Genomic DNA, 19,120 nt, shown 5'->3' with positions numbered 1-19,120 from the left:
GCAATCGTTGATCTGGATCAGAAACGCGTAAACGGTTGGGGCACCGCATGATCGCGGTGCCCCATTAAGTGCGAGGTGTTATTCGGCAACCTTGTAGAGGTTTTTCGAATACCAGTTCTGCTCTACGTTCTCGACCGGCCAGTTCTTCAGATCGGTTTGGATCATGTAGTTACCGGCATAGTGATAGATCGGAATGATCGGCATGTCGGCGGCGATCATTTCCTCGACCTTGGTATAGTTCGGCTGAGGATCGTCCATGGTCTTGGCATCGGCCAGAAGCTTGTCCACTTCTTCGTTGGCATATTTGGCATCGTTGTAGCCCGAGCCAGACTGAACCAGATCAAGGAAGGTCGACGCCTCGTTGTAGTCACCACACCAACCAGCGCGCGCAACTTCGTAGTTTTGCTCGCCGCGGGTGTTCAGGAAAGTTTTCCATTCCTGGTTTTCCAAGGTGACATTCACACCAAGGTTCTGCTTCCACATCTGACTGACCGCCAAAGCCACCTTCTTGTGCGCCTCGGAGGTGTTGTAGATCAGCGTAATATCCAGCGGATTTGACTTGTCATAGCCAGCAGCCGACATCAGCTCTGTGGCTTTCGCGTTGCGTTCGTCCTGGCTCCAGGTCGAATAGTCAACGGCAGGCACTTCAAACCCTGCAGTCGCTGCCGGAGTGAACGTATAAGCCGCCGTTTGTCCGCCTTGCAGCACCTTCTCGGTGATGATGTCACGGTTGATGGCATAGGACAGTGCCTGACGAACGCGCACATCCTTCAGGAATTCGGGCGCATTGTCCGACACGTTGATTGTGTAATAATAGGAACACAAGCGCGGGAAGACCGTAACTTCGTCTGGGTTGGTTTCCTTCAGCGACGGATACTGACCTGCCGGAATTTCGGTGCGGTCCAGTTCGCCGGCTTTGTAACGGGTCAGGGCGACGTTTTCATCGTTGATCACCAGCGACACAACCTTGTCGATGATGGTGTTGTCGTTGTCCCAATACATCTCGTTGCGTTCGCGGACCAGACGTTCGTTGGCGACGTGCTCGGTCAGCTTGTAGGCGCCGTTAACCACGATGTTCTCGGGCTTGATCCAGTCAGACCCGTGCTTCTCGATCGCCCACTTCGGGGCCGGGAAGGTCGAGGTGTGCGTGGTCGTCTTCGCGAAGTAAGGCAGCGATTGCTCAAGCGTCACCTCCAGCGTGTGGTCGTCAATCGCCTTCACGCCAAGCTCTTCGACCGGCATGTCGCCAGCGCTTACGGCCGCGCCGTTCTTCAGCCCCATGATTTCGACATACCACTGGTATTCCGAAGCCGTTGCGGGATCAGCCAAACGCTGCCATGCAAAGACGAAATCGCCTGCGGTGACAGGGGTGCCATCCGACCACTTGGCTTCGGGGCGCAGGGCAAATGTGTATACGGTCTTGTCGTCGTTGGTCTCGTAGCTCAGCGCGACACCGGGCACGAGGTTACCCTTTTCGTCCTGATTATAAAGGCCCTCGAACAGATCGCGCACGATTTCAGAGCCGGAAACGTCTTCGACGATTTGCGGGTCAACCGACGTGTGTTCGTCCAACACGCGATAGGTGAATGTCTGGTCGTCTGCGAGCGTCTCGCCGGTCACGGGGTGTGTCCCGGCTGCCAGCGCAGGGCTGGCGAGCGCGAAGGCCGAGCTCAGCAGGGCAGCTTTGATGGATACGTTCATGAAGGTACTCCCTTGTCTATTGCTATGGATGACGCGTTATTACAGAACTCAACCGTTCCGAGAGAGACTCAGCCCCCAGCGCTCACCGATGCAGCATCCTATGCGCATCGTGACGGTCGAAACAACTCATTACGGTGAGACAGTTTTTCCAACCACCAACACACGCAAAAAGTTGCCCGAACGGGTCGATTATCGTAGATATGCCGGCGCTTTTCGTCAAATCGCCGGAAGAGCCGGCGAAAACAAGGTTCTTTGGCTGCAATATTGCCAATTCGGGGCACCCGTGCGAACCTTGTGACAACATGAACCCAATGGACGCATCCGAGGGAAATCCGTGAAAAGCGAAGCGACATCTACCCGCGCCAAAGGGGGGGATCGGGCGGCGGCGCAGTTGCCGCAAGTGACTCACCCGCGCAACCCAGGCATGGAACTCAATATGGACTGGGTGCGCGCCACCCAAGCCAATACATCTGCCATCGAACGCCGGTGCTCCGCGCTGCCCGGTCGGCGTAGTGTAAAAAAGGATCATCAGGCGGCATGGCTTTTAAAAGCCATCACCATGATCGACCTGACCACGCTTGCAGGCGACGACACGCCCGGACGGGTGCGTCGCCTGTGCGCCAAGGCCGCCCACCCGGTGCGCCCGGAAATCCTGTCGGCATTGGGTGTGGGCAACATAACAACCGGGGCGGTCTGTGTTTACCACGACATGATCGCGCCTGCGGTCGAGACCTTGCGCCATATGGGGGTGGCGTTGCCTGTCGCAGCGGTCTCAACCGGCTTTCCTGCAGGGCTCAGCCCGTATCACCTGCGAATCGAGGAAATACGCGAAAGCGTTCGCGCCGGGGCCTCGGAAATCGACATCGTGATCTCGCGCCGCCATGTGCTGACCGGCAACTGGCAGGCGCTTTACGACGAGATGCGTGACTTCCGAGAGGCCTGCGGCGACGCGCATGTGAAAGCCATTCTTGCCACGGGCGAACTTGGCAGCTTGCGCAACGTCGCGCGCGCCTCGCTGGTCTGCATGATGGCGGGGGCCGACTTCATCAAAACTTCCACCGGCAAGGAAAGCGTGAACGCAACTCTTCCCGTCAGCCTGGTCATGATCCGGGCGATCCGCGACTACTACGAGGCGACAGGATACCGCGTCGGCTACAAACCCGCGGGCGGCATCTCGAAGGCCAAGGACGCGATCACCTATCTGGCCCTGATCAAGGAAGAACTGGGCGACGACTGGCTGACGCCCGACCTGTTCCGCTTCGGCGCCAGCTCGCTTCTGGGCGATATCGAGCGCCAGTTGGAGCACCACGTGACCGGCCATTACTCGGCCACCTACCGCCACCCGATGGGCTGAGGATTTAGACATGACCGTGAAAGAAATCTTTGACACGATGGATTATGGCCTCGCCCCGGAAAGCGCGAAGGAAGCCTTGGGCTGGATTGCCGAACGCAAGGGCCAGTTTGGTCTGTATATCGGCGGGCGGATGACTGGTGTTGGTGACACGTTTGCCACCCGCAACCCCGCCAATGGCGAAGTGCTGGCGCAGGTCACGCAGGCCACACCTGACGATGTGGACACTGCCGTCACCGCCGCCCGCAAGGCGCAGCGCAAATGGGCGGCACTTTCGGGCCACGAACGAGCGAAATACCTCTATGCTCTGGCGCGTTTGGTCCAAAAGCATTCGCGGCTGTTTGCGGTGCTGGAAACGCTGGATAATGGTAAACCCATCCGCGAAAGCCGCGACATCGACATTCCGCTGGTCGCGCGCCATTTCTATTACCACGCGGGCATGGCGCAGTTGCAAGACGCCGAGCTTCCCGACCGTGAGGCGCTGGGCGTTTGCGGCCAGATCATCCCGTGGAATTTCCCGCTGCTCATGCTGTCATGGAAAATCGCGCCTGCGATTGCGATGGGCAACACCGTGGTTCTGAAGCCCGCCGAATACACGTCGCTGACCGCCCTTCTGTTTGCGCAAATCTGCGACGAGGCCGGACTGCCCAAGGGCGTGGTCAACATCGTTACCGGCGACGGGCGCGTAGGCGAAGCCATTGTGACGCATGAGGATATCGACAAGATCGCCTTCACCGGCTCAACCGAAGTTGGCCGGGTGATCCGCCGCGAAACGGCAGGGTCGGGCAAGTCCCTGACATTGGAACTGGGGGGCAAGTCGCCCTACATCGTGTTTGACGACGCCGATCTGGATTCAGCGGTCGAAGGTCTGGTCGACGCAATCTGGTTCAATCAGGGTCAGGTCTGCTGTGCAGGCTCGCGCCTGATCGTGCAGGAAGGCATCGCCGACCGTTTCTATGCCAAGCTCAAGGCTCGGATGGACAAGTTGCGCATGGGCGATCCGCTGGACAAATCCATTGACGTGGGCGCCGTGGTGGACCCTGTTCAGCACGCGCAAATCACGAAGCTGGTCGAGGCGGGCGCAAGTGACGGCGAACTTTACCAAGCCCCCTGCCCGATCCCGGACACAGGCTGCTTTTACCCGCCCACCCTGATCACCGGCCTGTCGTCGGCGTCCATGCTGATGCAGGAAGAAATCTTCGGCCCGGTTCTGGTCGCCACAACCTTCCGCACCCCATCCGAGGCCGTCGAGATTGCCAACAACACCCGTTACGGTCTGGCCGCCACGGTGTGGAGCGAAAACGTCAACCTGACCCTCGACATCGCACCCAAGCTGGCGGCTGGCGTGGTCTGGGTGAACGGCACCAACATGTTTGATGCGGCCGCCGGGTTTGGTGGCGTGCGCGAAAGCGGGTTTGGTCGCGAAGGGGGCTGGGAAGGCTTGCAAACCTACACCAAGCCGCGCGCCAAGGCGCAGTCGTTGAAACCCATCGCCGCCTTTGCCGCCCCGAAAGAGGCGAAAGTTGATGCGCTCGACCGCACCGCGAAATTCTACATCGGCGGCAAACAGGCGCGGCCCGATGGTGGTTACAGCCAAGCGGTTTGGTCAAAACAGGGCGACCTACTGGGCCATGTCGGCATCGCCAACCGCAAGGACATCCGCAACGCGGTTGAGGCTGCGCACGCGGCCGCCGGCTGGTCCAAGACCACCGGACACCTGCGCGCGCAGATCCTTTATTATGTCGGCGAGAACCTCTCGGCTCGTGCGGAGGAATTCGCCGCCCGGATCGACGCCATGATGGGCGGGCGCAATGGCAGGAAGGAAGTTGAGGCAGCCGTCAGCCGCCTGTTCACCTATGCCGCATGGGCGGACAAATACGACGGCGCCGCAAAGCCCGTGCCCATGCGCGGCGTGGCGCTGGCGATGAACGAGCCGGTCGGCGTGATCGGCGGCTTCTGCCCGGACGACGCCCCCCTTCTGGGACTGGTGTCCCTGATGGCCCCGGCCATCGCCATGGGCAACCGCGTGGTGCTGGCCGCAAGCGAGCCGTTCCCGCTGGCCGCGACCGATTTCTATCAGGTGCTCGACACGTCGGACGTGCCGGCGGGCGTCGTGAACATCGTTACCGGAAGCCACGCAGAACTGGCGTCGCCCTTGGCGGGCCACCTTGGTGTGGACGCTGTTTGGGCGCAATCGGGCGCAGACATCTCGGCCATCGTCGAAGGCGAAAGCGCGGGGAACCTGAAACGCAGCTGGGTCAACAATGCGAATGCCCGGGACTGGTTCGGGGCAGCAGGTGAAGGTCGCGAATTCTTGGTCCACGCCACCGAAGTCAAAACCATCTGGGTGCCCTACGGCGAATAAGCCAACACCATTGAACGACAAAACGCCGCGCAGAATATCCTGCGCGGCGTTTTTTTATGTCGATCTTACTTCTTGCGCCAAGACCCCAACCAGCGCGAGAACCGGCCCCGCGCTTTGTCTGCACGGGCATCAACCGCATCCCACGCCTCGCCCGCATCTTCCAGCGCCGGATCTATCGAGCGTTCGCGGAACTGTCGCCACAACGCGCGCACAAAGCCGATGATGACAGCCAGCACGATGAAAAACATGATGTTGAACCACGGGATGATGGTCACATCCGGGCCTGTCACTGGACGAATGGCCACCGCGTTCGGGAACGCCGAAATTAGCTCGTTTCGCCAGCCGTAGTGGGTGATCACAGCCCATTTCGGGTTCTCAGGCGTGGACCGCAGATCGTCCACTTCGGTCTGCAAGCTCGCGGTGTCGAACTTGAAATAGAACGGCCATCCCCACCCCGTATCCTCGTTGCGGTAAACCATCACCTTTTCCGCATCGCTGCGGATGAAGCCCAGAAGATAGGTCTTCTTCTTCACGGTCTGAACAAACTGAACGTCACGGTTGATCAGGTTGGCCGATTGATCATCCGGCTTCGACCAGAAGATACGCGTCCAGTCCCCCAAATCCTGCCGTTCCTGATAGGTGTTCACGACCCGCACGACGTCATGTTGCGGCAAGACATAGTGAAACACGCCAAACAGGATCAGCGCGAGCAGGATACGGATGGTGATACGAATACGGCGCATAGTGAACCTCAGTTGATTAGGACAAGCGAAAGGATAACAAAGAGTGTTGGCACCACATACACCAGCAGGATCAGCTTGGGCCGGAAGCTTTTCTTATAGTCTTCCATCCCTTCGCGCAGCCACGCGTCACGATCGGTCACATCGCCATCGGGGTGTTCCTCGGCCCATTGATCCTCCAGCTTTTCCAACCGGATCGAGCGGGAATACAAGCTGACCAGCACGTAAACGATGCTAAGCCCTATGAACCCGAAAATGACTAGTCGCACCAATCCCATCGTTACCTCCTGTTCACTGCGCCCCACGGGCCGACAATCTCGATCATATCCTCACGCGCCCGTTTGCGCGCCGTCCGCGGCACTTTCATCGGGTCTTTGCGCCCGCCGAACAACGCTTCGCGCGCACCGGCCTTGTTCGCCATATAGTCACGATGCAGGAATTCTGCCACAAATTCACGCTTTTCGTCCGGCCATGTGGCATATGCGGCATAGAAAAGCTCCTTGTGGCAGATGAACAGCTGGCGGAAGTCCATCGGCGCAAGCTCGGACAACAAGCGGTTGATCAGGTCGCGATCCGGGTGGTCTGGCCGCGCGCGCAGGGTATAGAAATAGGCCGGATGACGGCTGTCGATCCGCGGCCACTGCCCGCCCGCTTCCGCCCAGCGCACCATCGCCGCCAAGCCGTGGAAGGCTGCGGGCAGATGCGACCCCAACCGCTGCGCCACGTGGCGCAGGGTGCGCGATGACATGTCACCCAGATCCAGCCCGGCAGACGTTGCGGCGTCCACCAGAATGAACTCCATCTTCTGGCGCAGGATCGTGGCCCCCGCGTCACCGCGTTCACGAACAACCTGTTCGACCAGATCGTTCTTGCTCAGGAAACTGGCCAGCCTGTTGGCCTCGGACGTGTCCAAAACCTTGCCCAGAGGCGGCGTGGGCAGTCGATCTTTATCACCCGACACGATCACCGCCGGACTTTCCACATCACGAAAGACATACAGCCCGCCAAAATGCGCGGTCCAGAAATTGCCCTGCTCGTATTCCTGCACGCCAAGGTCCACCGGCACGCGGGTGACGTCGCCCGTTTCGCGCGCCAACTCGATCATCTCGCCAATCAGATCGTCGTCATACCAAGCGTTTGGCGCGGTCTGAAAATGGTCGATCTTGTCGGCCAGCAGGCGGGCGTTCTTGACGTGGCTTTGGGTCGTGTCGGCTTCGATCACGATCTTGCGGATGTCGAACAGGCGCGACGGGTCCGAGATGTCATAGACCGAGTCCATCAGTTCACCCGCCACCGCATCATGGGCGGTCAGCGCGAAAAGCTTCGCCTCGTTATCCGCAATGAACTGCCGCAAAATCCCGCGCGAGGTCGAGAACAAGGCATTCAAAAGCGGCGCCTTCTTCTGGTCCACCGTCAGAATGATGAACTGCCGGTTGCAGCCATTGGGGTTGAGGTAGAGCGGGTCTTTGAATTCTTCTCCGATCTCGGGCGAAAACCCAGAGACGTCGATGTGAAATTCTTTCAGCTTCGTCTGCTTGCCCGAAAGCCCCTTGAGCGCGCGGTTATAGCGTTCGATCAGCGCCGGGCTGTCGACTCGAATGAGATTGCCAAACATTAGGCCGCGTTGGATGAGGCGTTTCATATGTTGGCACTCCGCTTTGATGCCCCATGGCGCAGGATGAAGGTGAAGACCACCGACCAGACCAGCAAGTAAAGCATGCCGTTGCCAATCAACATGCCGATTGCCAATTCGAAATTGTGGGTCATATCGGGCGCTCGTGGAATGATGCTTAGACCAGCGTCAATCGCCCAAACGGTCGTGGCCGCTGTGAACGCGAAAACGCCCGGTAGGGCCGAGAAAAACCGTGCGCCGCGATGCGTTGTCCACCGCGCCGTGAACCATGGCAGGGTCGCAAAGATCAACAGAGCAATTGCGTTCGCGATAAACGAGCCTGTGTCCGAACCGTATGAGCCTTCCATTACGTGATCCCCTTGGCATGGCGTTCGACGCCTACAAAGCGATGCGCCCGGCCCGAGGGTGGGTGCGGAACGCGCCCGCCCTGTGGGACGGGTCGGGCGCATCGCGGCGTTGCCGCGTGGAACCAAAACATCGAAAGTTTCTTTTTCAAGCTGCCAGTTGCGCCAAAAAAAGAGTTCAGGGTTTTCTGCCGACTTGAGGAGCATCCAGATGGTCATAATACAGCATCCTCTTGACTATCCTTCTTACCCGATTCAGCCTCTGGCTCGCTTGCAGTTAAGCCTAGCGCCAAAGAAATCAACGCTGATAGACCAGCGGTAGCGAAACAAAAGCTTATGATGCGCTTAAAGCGCACAAATTCAAACGAAAACTCTCGCCCATCATCTAGACTGCCGAAGAACGGAATAGCAGGATAAATAGCTGATGCGATGAACAACAAAAACAGTGCCGCCAGCAGCGCACCGCGCAAGGTGAGGGTTCGCGAGGCGCGGTTTTTTCCGATCCACCAGCCGATGTGTATCAAGAGGAACACCGGAATGCTGGCGACTATCAGGATACTAAGTAACCCTCCCAATCCTCCTGCTCCTCCCATTCACTTCCCCTCCAAATACCGCTTCTTCGCCTCTTCCTGACGGCCAAAGTCACGCACCATCGCCTCGATGGCGGCTTCGTCTGACTTATCGGCATAGCGGAATTCTGAATCGGCGTAGCGGTTGACCTCTTGGATCACCATGTCCGTGGTGATGGGCACGCGCAGCTCCTCGATCATGTCTTTCTTGGTGTCATAGTCTTTCAACAGGAACAGCTCGGGGTTTTCCATCCATTCGTCGGGCAATTCAAAGTCCATCGCGCGAACTTTCACGGCGTCGGTGATGTTCTTGATCGACCGGCCAGTGAAGCGCTCGTCCGCCTCCTGAATTGCTTTCAGATAGGTGCCCATTTTGGAGATGTCATCCAACTCGCCGATCTTGTCATGCACACGATCAAAAACGGCCAGAAGCCCGTTTTCCTGCGGGCGGGCGTGCGCCGCAAAGCTGCGCGCCACGGCAGACTTGATCTCTTGCGCTGCGTAAAGGTCGTGGTCGCCCAGCGGGATCGCGTGGTTCTTGCCCATGAGCAGGTGCAGGATGTCGATATAGTCCTCGCGCGTCCGTGGCCCGTCCACCAGGAACCGCGCACCGGCGCGTTGGCGCAGGGCGTCGTCCACATTCTCTGGGTAGTTCGAGAACATGCCGAAGGTGCAATTCCCGCGCACCACCGTATTGGCACCCGAAAAGCTTTCCATCAGAACCGCCGTGACTTCCTGCTGACCCGCGCTGGATTGCCGATCCCCCCGCTTGCCCGCGATCTGGTCGATGTCATCCACGGTGCCAAAGCCGATCACGTTGGGGTCGAGCACATTGTTGATGAACGCCTTGGCATTCTGGCCCGACTTGCCCTGATAGCTGTCGATATTGTCGATGCCGAAATTCTGATAGCGGAAGGGATAGCCCGCCACCGCGCAGTAATCATTGATCAGCCCGGCCATCATCTGGATCAGCGTTGTCTTCCCAGTTCCCGGCTTGCCGTCGCCCATGAAGGTGAAGATGAAGCCACCCAGTTCCGCAAACGGGTTCAGTTTCCGCTCGAAATCATAAGCCATCAGCATCTTGGCCAGCTTCATCGCCTGATATTTCGCGATGTGGTTGCCGACGACCTCGTTCGGCTTCTTGAACGTCATCGTGATCTTGGACCCGCGATGGGCGCGGGCGGGGGTGAAGCCGGAAATCGTCAGGTCGTCCGCTTCGACCCGGTAATTGGCGGATGTGAAGGGGCCAAGATGCGACGCGGTCTGGGCGCGCAGGGCGACCTTTTCCATCAACTGTTCGACAAAGGCCAAGACAGTCGCGACCAGCTTGTCCTCGGAGGTCACAAAGGTCGCAAGTTCCTGATCCAACTCCCACAGCGCGCCTTTCAGGGCGAGCGGCGCATTGTCGGTCAGGATTTCCTCGACCGCGCCGACCTCGATCGAGGCCTCGCTGGCGTGGTCTGCCAACAGGAATGAGGTCGCATTGGCGAATACATGCAGGACGATCAGCGCCTCGGCAGTCAGAAGCTCCGAGAAGGCGGTTTTCTTGTCAGCCCCCAGACGCCCTTCCAGATTGGCGCGACGCAGAGCAGCCAGTTCAGTCTGCTCGGCGAACCCCTCGCCCACTGCCAATGCGACGGCAATCGCGCGGCGCAGCCCATGCAAAACAGTCGCCTGAAGCGGAGAGATCAGCGGGTCGTCCCCGTCCGATCCCTCGATCCGTTCGGCCAAATGCACACCTTCAGGCCGCGCGGTCGAACGCGTCACCAGACCCGGCGTGGTGGTGCGAAACCGACGCGAGCGGGCGATGCCGGGGCTGCGTTCAGGGGCGGGCGCGGCTTCCTTGGGTTTGGCAATCCGGGGCGTGTGGTCAAACCCATCCAGATGCCCGGCAGCCGCCGCGTAATGCGCACGAATTTCTTCCTCGCGAAGTTCCATCAAGTCGGCAGGCAGGCTCATGTGGGTCTCACTCCTAAATCAACGGTAACTCAGCACCCGGCCACCGGGGCTGACAACAAATTTACGCACGTCGTGGAACCCAGCGGGGTTTTTTTCAGCAAGCACCTGAAACGGACGTTGGGGCATGATGATTGCGCGTTCCATCCGGGTGGCACCGATGTTCGAGCCGGAACCTGCAAACGGGTCCAGTGCAAAAATCTCGCGCTCGACTTTGCCGAACCAGCCGGATTTCTCTTCCTTGACGCTTTGGCTTTTCAGTTCTTCAACTGTCCAGGCCAACGCCCAATCTTCACCGGGCGGGCTTTTCGCCTCGGCCAGCACCTCGCGCAGCGGGCCGGTCTGCTGGGTGAACGTATGGCTATACATCGGCCCCACATGGAACCGGCGCAGGCGCTTGGGGTGCAGGTCGTCGAAATCCTTGTCGAACCCGGTGGCAATGGTCACCAGTTTCAATCCCGCCATACTTTGCGCCATCAAATGCGACTGCACTTGCGGCCAGCGGCGTTCGTCCTTGGGCAGCGCGGTGCGGCCGGTATCCTCCAGCTCCATCAGATAGACAGTGGGCAGGTTCACCTCGCTGTCATAAACCGCCCAATGCGCCAGATAGACGCGACGCGCATCACGCCCTTCGCCTTTGTTCATCTGCCAGATCACGTCCGGGTGCATCTGCGGCCAGAACAAATCGCCCTTCGCAAGCTCTTCATAATAGAGCCGCTGGGACAGTGAATATTGCAAATCCTTCGGCACCGTCAGGTCGCCCACGATCTGGCTGACCATCTGGCTTTTCAGTTCATCGACCGAGGCCATGCCTTTCAGATGCGTCCCCGCCTGCGCAGCGTCCGAGGCCATCTGTAAAAGCTCCGCATGGACCGGAAACCCGCTGTCGCGCCGGTCAAAGGTCAGCGTCGCAGCACCAAGCCCATAGGCTTTGTCGGACATATGATACTTGTTGGCCAGCGCCTTGAAGCTAAGGCCTAGTTTGATGAGGTAGCGCGCCAGCACGTCAACCTCATCACGGGTGAGCTTCCCCTCAACCTCCATCTGCCCGGCGACACGGGCCAGATGCGCCGTGATCTTCTCGAACTTCGAGAAATACCGCCGCGTGATCCGCGTGTCGGTCAGCTCCGCATGGTCGCGCGGGGCGAAGCCAGCCGAGGTGCGTTCGGAGGTTTTGATGTCAGGCATCCGATTGATCTCCTGTCGAGTGTCCCTTCGCCGATGAATCCAGCCAGCGTTCCAAGAGGACTGCATAGCTCGTCAACACAGGTATCCAGTTTGATAGGACGAACAATAGTCTAGAACCAAAACGCCCAATAACTAGATTCGCCATGATCAAACCCACAAACGTAGTGACGGAAAAGAACTCGAACAACTGCCCATTGCCAGTTCCTCCGGCAACTACTGCGCCGAGAATAAGCAGCGCAACAACGGCAAAGAATACGACACGCAATCTTTGACGCTGTGTATAGTGTGCGCCAACCAAGTGAAAATGCCGATTAACCATAGGTTGCCTCGTAGAACTCAGGGCGGCGCCCGACCCTGGGTGGGTGCGAAGCGCCCTCCCGTGGGGAGGGTCGGGCGCTGCCCGGCCTGTCGATCGGGCAAAAGGCCTCAAGCCCCATACAGGTTCTTGTCGTGCTTCTCGACGATCTCGGCAAAGCGGCGGGCAAAGCGCTCGTCTGCCTTGGCCTTCGCCTCCAGCACGTCGCGGGCAAAGACCATCTGGTCTTCGTGGGCTTCCATCATGTCGGCCATCCGCTGGTTCGTTGCCGTGCCAATCGCGGCCATCGCGGCTTGGGCTTCCTTGTCTGTCTCGACGCCGATCTCGTTGATCCGGTGCGCCACGTCCTGCTGCTGCGCGGTCTTCAGCGACTTGGTCAGCGCATCATACAGCACCACGCGCTGCTTGGTGTCTGTCTGCAACTTGTTGATCAGCACCATCTGCGTTGCCGCTTGGTTTTGCAGTGAATCGACCCAGGTCTTGCCTTTCTCGATATACCGCTCAAGCGTCTGCGATTTAGCAAGCTTCACTTGCTCTTCCTGCACCATCTCGTTGTACTGCGTGTTCAGATCGGCCAATTGGGTTTCAAGCTGCGTGCGCTTGGCGGCGTCCTGTTCGTTGGCAATCTTGCCCTCAAGCTCGATGATCTTGGGGTCCAAACCAAGGATCTCGGCGCGTAGGGCTTCCAGTTCGCCCACCGTCATTTCACGCTCGTCCAGCGTGGTGGTCAGGTTAGCGCCCACCTTTTCCTTCTGCTCATTGAGCATCGCCAACTGGCCTTCCAGCAGGTTCACGATGCTGTCCGACTGCGCGATCAACTCTTGCAACTTGTCGTCTATGGACGCGGTGCGCATCCGTTCCTGCCGCATGCTTTCCGACTTCCCCTTCGAGAAGATCCCGACAAAGGATTCCCACCCGGTTTTCGACCGCATCTGGTCGAAATCCTGCGAAAAGCCCGAGGTCACATCGTCCAGCCCCATGATCAACTCGGCGATATTGGCGTTCATCGCTTCGGTATGGGCGTGCACATCTTCCAGCGTCGCGTTCTCGATATCGATCGAGATATCTTCGCCAGCCTCCGCCTTTGCACGTGCGGTTTCGATCCGCGTGGTCAGTTCAGCAATCTTGGACTGCGCTTCCTGAACCTGTGTTTGGCTTTCACGAATCTGCTTATCAAAACTGGACATCTGTTCTCCTTGGCTCCACCAACACACTAATAATTTTTCGCTGTAGCTGGGTAAAGTTAATCACTGTTACATTGCATTTAAGTTGAGGATAGCGCGATTTAAAGACCCACAACAGCGTTTTCCCTCTCACTAACGGTGAAATCGGCACGCCTTGCGACCTCCCATTGCCTACGCGGCGCAAGCTGCCTAGATTTCACTTATGCCTCAAGAAAACGACCCTCTTCTCGTTGAGATTACCAACCGTCGCGACGACTTGATCGCGCTGACCCAAGACCTGATCCGCATCCCGACGCTGAACCCACCGGGGAGGAACTATCGCGCGATCTGCGCCTATCTGGCCGAGCGGCTGGCAAAATCAGGCTTTGCCGTGGAAATGATCCGCGCAGAAGGTGCGATTGGCGACAGCGTGACATACCCACGTTGGAACCTCGTGGCCCGCCACGAAGGCGGTGCACCCGGCGAGTGTGTGCATTTCAACAGCCACCACGACGTGGTCGAAGTCGGCCATGGCTGGACCAAAGACCCGTTCGGCGGCGAGTTGGAAGACGGCCGCATCTACGGGCGCGGGGCGTGCGATATGAAGGGCGGTCTGGCGGCCTCAATCATTGCGGCGGAAGCCTTCGTCGCGCTTTACCCCAACCACAAGGGCGCGGTTGAAATCAGCGCAACGGCAGACGAGGAGTCCGGCGGATACGGTGGCGTCGCCTATCTGGCCGAAAAAGGTTACTTCGACCCGAACCGCGTGCAACACGTCATCATCCCCGAACCGCTCAATAAAGACCGCATCTGCCTTGGCCACCGCGGCGTCTGGTGGGCCGAGATCGAAACAAAAGGGCGCATCGCGCATGGGTCCATGCCATTCCTAGGCGACAGCGCGATCCGCCATATGGGCGCCGTGCTGGAAGAGATCGAGACGTATCTTTACCCGCTTCTCGCCACCAAACGCACCGATATGCCGGTCGTCCCCGAAGGTGCGAAACAGTCTACGCTGAACATCAATTCGATCCATGGCGGCGAGGCTGAACAAGACGTGGACTTCACCGGATTTCCCGCCCCCTGTGTCGCTGACCGCTGCCGCATCATCATCGACCGTCGCTTTCTGATCGAAGAGGATTTGAACGAGGTAAAGGCCGAGGTCCACCGGATGCTCGAAACCATCCGCGCCGAGCGGCCCAATTTCGAGTACGAGATCCGCGATATGCACGAGGTTATCCCGACGATGACCGACAAGGATGCCCCCGTGGTCACGTCCACCGCTGCCGCCATCGAGAAAGTGCTGGGCCAGCAGCCGTCCTATGTCGTCTCACCCGGCACCTATGACCAGAAACATATCGACCGAATTGGGCGGCTCAAGAATTGCATCGCCTACGGCCCCGGGATCCTTGACCTTGCCCACCAGCCCGACGAATGGGTTGGTGTCGAGGACATGGTCGACAGCGCGGGTGTCATGGCGTTGGTGCTGAAGGAACTGCTCTAAACCGCAGGCGCAGCCGCTGGTGACAAAGCCCCTTGGCCTAGACCTCGATATTGTCGATCAAGCGCACATCGCCCAGCATTGCCGCGACCAGCAACCGGGCAGGTTTGCCCAGCGTCTTGAGGGGGGTCAGGTCGCGCGCATCGCGCAGCTCCAGATATTCAACCGCGTCAAATCCAGCGTTTTTTATCTGCGCCTTGGCACTGTCCAGCACCACGCGAATGTCCGCACCGCGACGGATCGCGCGCGCCGCCCGGTCCATTTCGGTCTTCAAAACGGGTGCAATCGCACGTTGCTTCGGTGACAACCGGACATTGCGCGACGACATCGCCAAGCCGTCCTCTTCGCGGATGGTCGGGCAACCCAGCACCTCTGTCTCGATGTCCAGATCTTCGGACAAGCGGCGCACCAGCAACATCTGCTGGTAATCCTTTTCCCCGAAACAAGCGACGTCCGCGCGCGATTGGAGGAACAGCTTGGACACGACCGTCGCAACACCATCAAAGTGACCCGGGCGGTGTGCGCCTTCCAGGTCTTCAGTCAAACCTTTCACGCGCACATTGGTGGCAAACCCGTCCGGGTAAATCTGGTCCGGCGTGGGGACATACAGCGCGTCAATGCCGTAAGGGGCAAGCTTCGCGGCGTCCTCTTCTTCAGTGCGCGGATAGTTATCCAGATCGCCGGGATTGTTGAACTGTTTGGGGTTCACAAAGATGGTGACGATCACCCGGTCCGCGTGCTGTTTTGCAACCTCGACCAGTGACAGATGGCCCGCATGCAGCGCGCCCATCGTGGGCACGACGGCCACACGCTCGCCTTTGAAGATCCAAGAACGGCGCAGCGTGCGCAGGTCATCTTTCGTGCGAACAAGCTTCATGTCTTGGGAACCTCATCGGCAAACACATGCTCCGGGCCGGGAAACGTCCGCGCGCGCACCTCTTTTGCATAGGCTTCAATCGCTTTTTCGCCATCAGCCGCCAAAGTGCCATAACGCTTGGCGAATTTGGGCTTGAACGCGGTGAACAGGCCCAACATGTCATCGACCACAAGGATTTGCCCGTCACACCCGACCGAGGCACCGATTCCAATGGTTGGGATCGACAGCGCATGGGTGATTTCATCCGACAGGCTCTCTGGCACCTTTTCGAGCACGACCGAGAATGCGCCGGCGTCCTCAACGGCTTTGGCGTCCGCCAACACCCGCGCGCGATCTTCGCCGCGACCCTGCACTTTGTAGCCACCCAGCGTGTTGATCGCCTGCGGGGTCAGGCCCACATGCGCCATCACCGGGATCGACCGGCTGGTCAGAAAGCGGATCGTGTCCGCCATCGCCACGCCGCCTTCCAGCTTCACAGCCGCCGCACCGGTCACGCGCATCAGGCGGGCAGCGTTGCGAAAGGCTTGTTCGGGGCTTTCTTCATACGATCCAAACGGCATGTCGACGACCATCATGGCCTGCGTCAGCCCGCGTTTGACGGCGGCACCATGCAACTCCATCATCTCCATCGTGACACCAAGCGTATCGGGCAAGCCATGCACGACCATGCCGACGCTGTCGCCCACCAGAACGATGTCGCAATGCGCGTCCATCATCTGCGCGGTCGGCGTCGCATAAGCCGTCAAACAGACCAAGGGCGTGCCGCCTTTTCGCGCCCGAATGTCCGACGGTGTCGGCACCGTAATCTTTGCAGAAGCGCTCATGGTTTCTCCTCCCCTGATCCTCTTCTTTCGAGCACTATAATGCTGCATCGCAGAAAATCAAAGGGGAGTTGCCGCGACGGCTCCCCCTTGCGTTGAAAAAGAATCCCGCGTTTCATGGGGCTTGTCCCGCTTTTCGGGAAAGGAGGACCGACCATGACCAATCTGAAACTCACCGCCGCCGCTTGGGCGCTTATGGCGTCAACCGCGCTGGCCGGAAGCGACGCAATCACGCTTGGCATGGTGCTTGAGCCGCCAAACCTTGACCCGACCGGCGGCGCGGCTGCCGCGATTGACGAAGTGGTCTATGCCAACATTTTTGAAGGTCTGACCCGATTTGGCCCGGATGGATCGGTCCAACCCGGCCTTGCCAGCGAATGGTCGGTCAGCGACGACGGCCTGACCTATACGTTCAAACTGCGCGACGGCGTGACCTTCCATGACGGCACCACGATGGATGCGGAGGACGTCATCTTCTCGCTTGATCGCGCCCGCGCTGAGGATTCGACCAACGCCCAGAAAGCATTGTTCAAGGATATCGAGGCTGTCACTGCCCCCGACCCCCTGACGGTCGAGGTCAGACTGTCCGCCCCCAACGGCAACTTCCCGTTCAACATGGCGTGGGGTGACGCGGTGATCGTCGCGCCGGAAAGCATCGACAGCGCCGCCACCGCGCCCGTGGGCACCGGCCCTTTCACCTTCGTTGAATGGGCGAAAGGCGATCATGTGACCGTCGCGCGCAACGATGCCTATTGGGGCGAAGCGCCCGCGCTGGCCACGGCCACGTTCAAATTCATCTCGGACCCCAACGCCGCCTTTGCTGCGATGATGGCCGAGGATGTGGACGCCTTCCCCAACTTTCCCGCCCCAGAAACCCTGTCGCAGTTCGAAGTGGACCCGCGTTTCAACGTGATCGTCGGCTCGACCGAGGGCGAGACGATCCTGTCCATCAACAACAAATCCGGCCCGTTGGCAGATGTCCGCGTGCGCAAGGCCATTGCCCATGCAATCAACCGGCAAGACATCATCGACGGGGCCATGCATGGCTATGGCACGCCCATCGGCAGCCACTTTGCCCCGCACAACCCGGACTATGTGGATTTGACCGGCAACTCTGCCTTCGACCCGGACATGGCGAAATCCCTTTTGGCGGACGCTGGGGCCGAGGGTCTAACGCTGCGCCTGATGCTGCCGCCCCCCGCCTATGCGCGTCGCGGGGGCGAGATCATCGCCGCACAGCTTCGCGATGTCGGGATCAACACAGAGATTTCGAACCTTGAATGGGCGCAATGGATCGAACAGGTGTTCAAAGGCAAGGACTTCGACCTGACCATCGTCAGCCATACCGAGCCTGCCGACATCAACATCTATGCGCGACCCGAATACTATTTCCAGTATGACAACGCGGATTTCCAAGCGTTGATCGACAAGCTCTCGGTCACGTCGGACCCCGCCATGCGGTCCCAGCTGAACAAGGACGCGCAGCAGATGATCGCGGACGATTATGTGAACGGTTATTTGTTCCAGCTGGCGAAAACCGGTGTGGCAAACGCGAAGATCCAAGGTCTTTGGGAAAACGCGCCCACACAAGCCAATGACCTGACCGGGGTTAGCTGGGCGGACTAATCCCGCAACAAACTCGCAAGAGAAGGGCGTCCGCAGCGGCGCCCTTTTTCACGACTTTGCGGCGTTGGGGTTGGGCGTGATGCGTCGGTTCAACATCGCCTCACGCCACGTGATATAGCTGACCGCCGCGATGATCACGCCCGCGCCTGCAACCACCCATATGTCCACCGGTTCGGCAAACAGCCACGCTCCCATCGCAGCGGCCCAGATGATCTGCACGAATGTGACAGGTTGCGTCACCGACACCGGAGCTTCGGCAAAGGCGCGGGTCATGGCATAGTGTCCGGCGGTCGCGAAAAAGGCGACCAAAACGAGCCATCCCAACTGGGTTATCGTCGGCGCGACCCACACCACCCATGCCACAGGTGCCAAGCCAATGGTCACAGTGATTGACATCATCGCCACGACCACGGCGGCAGTGGTTTCCTGCGACAACCGCTTGGCGATCAGATACGACGCGCCAAGGAATATGGCGGTGAACACCATCGAAAGATGGCCCGGCCCAAGCTCGCGCAGACCCGGTCGCAAGATGATCAACACACCCAGAAATGCGAAGGCGACCGCGATCATGCGACGGGTCGAGAATGTCTCACCCAGAAACAGTGCGGCCCCCAACATCACATAGATCGGGTTCAGGTAGTTCATTGCCACGACTTCGGCCACGGTGATCTGCGTCATGGCGTAAAACCAGCACAGCACCGCGCCGCAATGGACCAGCCCGCGCAGGGCAAACAGCCGCCAGATCTTGCGTGAAAACTGGACACGTCGCACCTGCCCCAGTGCTGGCAGCACAAAAACCAGCCCAAACGCAAAGCGCAGAAACGCCGCTTGTGCAGATGGCAGCCCCTGCCCCACATGCTTCACCAGCGCATTCATCAGAACAAAGAACAGCCCGGCCGCCAGCATCCACAGGATACCGAAGAGGGGGCGTTGAACGGCTGGGGTCGCGATGCTCATCCGGCGACCTGACCC

16 protein-coding genes are annotated in these 19,120 nt (G+C 59.3%); 4 read left to right on the top strand and 12 right to left on the bottom strand.

Annotated features, from left to right (window positions below; genetic code table 11):
- Positions 1 to 78: 78 nt before the first annotated feature.
- On the bottom strand, positions 79 to 1,701 hold the full coding sequence (locus tag Q0864_RS10970) for a peptide ABC transporter substrate-binding protein (protein WP_298569216.1): 1,623 nt from the start codon (positions 1,699 to 1,701) through the stop codon (positions 79 to 81).
- Positions 1,702 to 2,035: 334 nt separating this feature from the next.
- Between Q0864_RS10970 and deoC the strand changes: the two genes are divergently transcribed.
- Both deoC and Q0864_RS10960 read left to right on the top strand, forming a co-directional pair.
- The gene (gene deoC, locus Q0864_RS10965; protein WP_298569212.1) at positions 2,036 to 3,055 is read left to right on the top strand and encodes a deoxyribose-phosphate aldolase; all 1,020 of its coding nucleotides are present in this window, start codon (positions 2,036 to 2,038) and stop codon (positions 3,053 to 3,055) included.
- Positions 3,056 to 3,065: 10 nt separating this feature from the next.
- Positions 3,066 to 5,417 carry an aldehyde dehydrogenase family protein gene (locus Q0864_RS10960; RefSeq protein ID WP_298569210.1) on the top strand — a complete coding sequence of 784 codons (2,352 nt, stop codon included), beginning with the start codon at positions 3,066 to 3,068 and terminating at the stop codon, positions 5,415 to 5,417.
- A gap of 65 nt (positions 5,418 to 5,482) precedes the next feature.
- On the opposite strand, the gene Q0864_RS10955 is transcribed toward Q0864_RS10960, so the two are convergent.
- From Q0864_RS10955 to Q0864_RS10920, 8 genes are all read right to left on the bottom strand, one after another.
- Positions 5,483 to 6,160 carry a DUF1523 family protein gene (locus tag Q0864_RS10955; RefSeq protein WP_298569208.1) on the bottom strand — a complete coding sequence of 226 codons (678 nt, stop codon included), beginning with the start codon at positions 6,158 to 6,160 and terminating at the stop codon, positions 5,483 to 5,485.
- An 8-nt stretch (positions 6,161 to 6,168) separates the two neighbouring features.
- Positions 6,169 to 6,435, bottom strand: coding sequence for a hypothetical protein (locus tag Q0864_RS10950; protein WP_298569206.1), 267 nt, complete (start codon positions 6,433 to 6,435; stop codon positions 6,169 to 6,171).
- Between the two features lie 2 nt (positions 6,436 to 6,437).
- The gene (locus Q0864_RS10945; RefSeq protein ID WP_298569204.1) at positions 6,438 to 7,799 is read right to left on the bottom strand and encodes a DUF6638 family protein; all 1,362 of its coding nucleotides are present in this window, start codon (positions 7,797 to 7,799) and stop codon (positions 6,438 to 6,440) included.
- Positions 7,796 to 8,137 (bottom strand): hypothetical protein, encoded by a 342-nt coding sequence (locus Q0864_RS10940; RefSeq protein WP_298569202.1) that lies wholly within the window; start codon positions 8,135 to 8,137, stop codon positions 7,796 to 7,798. The genes Q0864_RS10945 and Q0864_RS10940 overlap by 4 nt, the downstream gene beginning before the upstream one ends.
- A gap of 212 nt (positions 8,138 to 8,349) precedes the next feature.
- Complete coding sequence (locus Q0864_RS10935; protein ID WP_298569199.1) at positions 8,350 to 8,727, bottom strand: hypothetical protein; 378 nt, start codon at positions 8,725 to 8,727, stop codon at positions 8,350 to 8,352.
- Entirely contained in the window at positions 8,728 to 10,662 is a 1,935-nt protein-coding gene (locus Q0864_RS10930) for an ATP-binding protein (protein WP_298569197.1), read from the bottom strand. It lies immediately after the preceding gene.
- Between the two features lie 18 nt (positions 10,663 to 10,680).
- The gene (locus tag Q0864_RS10925; protein ID WP_298569195.1) at positions 10,681 to 11,847 is read right to left on the bottom strand and encodes a hypothetical protein; all 1,167 of its coding nucleotides are present in this window, start codon (positions 11,845 to 11,847) and stop codon (positions 10,681 to 10,683) included.
- Positions 11,848 to 12,273: 426 nt separating this feature from the next.
- A complete protein-coding gene (locus Q0864_RS10920) occupies positions 12,274 to 13,350 on the bottom strand; it encodes a hypothetical protein (protein ID WP_298569192.1) in 1,077 nt (358 codons plus the stop codon).
- 199 nt (positions 13,351 to 13,549) lie between these two features.
- On the opposite strand from Q0864_RS10920, the gene Q0864_RS10915 reads away from it, so the two are divergent.
- Positions 13,550 to 14,827, top strand: coding sequence for an acetylornithine deacetylase/succinyl-diaminopimelate desuccinylase family protein (locus Q0864_RS10915; protein ID WP_298569189.1), 1,278 nt, complete (start codon positions 13,550 to 13,552; stop codon positions 14,825 to 14,827).
- Between the two features lie 37 nt (positions 14,828 to 14,864).
- Here the strand turns inward: Q0864_RS10915 and panC are convergent, their stop codons facing one another.
- Both panC and panB read right to left on the bottom strand, forming a co-directional pair.
- On the bottom strand, positions 14,865 to 15,701 hold the full coding sequence (panC, locus tag Q0864_RS10910; protein WP_248367683.1) for a pantoate--beta-alanine ligase: 837 nt from the start codon (positions 15,699 to 15,701) through the stop codon (positions 14,865 to 14,867).
- Positions 15,698 to 16,525, bottom strand: coding sequence for a 3-methyl-2-oxobutanoate hydroxymethyltransferase (gene panB, locus Q0864_RS10905; protein ID WP_298569181.1), 828 nt, complete (start codon positions 16,523 to 16,525; stop codon positions 15,698 to 15,700). The genes panC and panB overlap by 4 nt, the downstream gene beginning before the upstream one ends.
- A 153-nt stretch (positions 16,526 to 16,678) precedes the next feature.
- On the opposite strand from panB, the gene Q0864_RS10900 reads away from it, so the two are divergent.
- Positions 16,679 to 18,148, top strand: coding sequence for an ABC transporter substrate-binding protein (locus Q0864_RS10900; RefSeq protein ID WP_298569179.1), 1,470 nt, complete (start codon positions 16,679 to 16,681; stop codon positions 18,146 to 18,148).
- A gap of 48 nt (positions 18,149 to 18,196) precedes the next feature.
- Here the strand turns inward: Q0864_RS10900 and Q0864_RS10895 are convergent, their stop codons facing one another.
- Positions 18,197 to 19,105, bottom strand: a complete 909-nt coding sequence (locus tag Q0864_RS10895; protein WP_298569176.1) for a DMT family transporter — start codon at positions 19,103 to 19,105, stop codon at positions 18,197 to 18,199.
- Between the last annotated feature and the right edge of the window lie 15 nt (positions 19,106 to 19,120).

It is taken from the genome of uncultured Aliiroseovarius sp., from assembly GCF_947497285.1.
Classification (GTDB): domain Bacteria; phylum Pseudomonadota; class Alphaproteobacteria; order Rhodobacterales; family Rhodobacteraceae; genus Aliiroseovarius.
This window is presented reverse-complemented; position numbering and strand designations above follow the sequence as displayed.

Coding starts and splice junctions, on each gene's coding strand:
- panB (WP_298569181.1), bottom strand. CDS start 16,525: ATGAGCGCTTCTGCAAAGATTACGGTGCCGACACCGTCGGACATTCGG.
- panC (WP_248367683.1), bottom strand. CDS start 15,701: ATGAAGCTTGTTCGCACGAAAGATGACCTGCGCACGCTGCGCCGTTCT.
- Q0864_RS10945 (WP_298569204.1), bottom strand. CDS start 7,799: ATGAAACGCCTCATCCAACGCGGCCTAATGTTTGGCAATCTCATTCGA.
- Q0864_RS10935 (WP_298569199.1), bottom strand. CDS start 8,727: ATGGGAGGAGCAGGAGGATTGGGAGGGTTACTTAGTATCCTGATAGTC.
- Q0864_RS10925 (WP_298569195.1), bottom strand. CDS start 11,847: ATGCCTGACATCAAAACCTCCGAACGCACCTCGGCTGGCTTCGCCCCG.
- Q0864_RS10960 (WP_298569210.1), top strand. CDS start 3,066: ATGACCGTGAAAGAAATCTTTGACACGATGGATTATGGCCTCGCCCCG.
- Q0864_RS10895 (WP_298569176.1), bottom strand. CDS start 19,105: ATGAGCATCGCGACCCCAGCCGTTCAACGCCCCCTCTTCGGTATCCTG.
- Q0864_RS10900 (WP_298569179.1), top strand. CDS start 16,679: ATGACCAATCTGAAACTCACCGCCGCCGCTTGGGCGCTTATGGCGTCA.
- Q0864_RS10970 (WP_298569216.1), bottom strand. CDS start 1,701: ATGAACGTATCCATCAAAGCTGCCCTGCTGAGCTCGGCCTTCGCGCTC.
- Q0864_RS10955 (WP_298569208.1), bottom strand. CDS start 6,160: ATGCGCCGTATTCGTATCACCATCCGTATCCTGCTCGCGCTGATCCTG.
- Q0864_RS10915 (WP_298569189.1), top strand. CDS start 13,550: ATGCCTCAAGAAAACGACCCTCTTCTCGTTGAGATTACCAACCGTCGC.
- Q0864_RS10930 (WP_298569197.1), bottom strand. CDS start 10,662: ATGAGCCTGCCTGCCGACTTGATGGAACTTCGCGAGGAAGAAATTCGT.
- Q0864_RS10950 (WP_298569206.1), bottom strand. CDS start 6,435: ATGGGATTGGTGCGACTAGTCATTTTCGGGTTCATAGGGCTTAGCATC.
- Q0864_RS10920 (WP_298569192.1), bottom strand. CDS start 13,350: ATGTCCAGTTTTGATAAGCAGATTCGTGAAAGCCAAACACAGGTTCAG.
- Q0864_RS10940 (WP_298569202.1), bottom strand. CDS start 8,137: ATGGAAGGCTCATACGGTTCGGACACAGGCTCGTTTATCGCGAACGCA.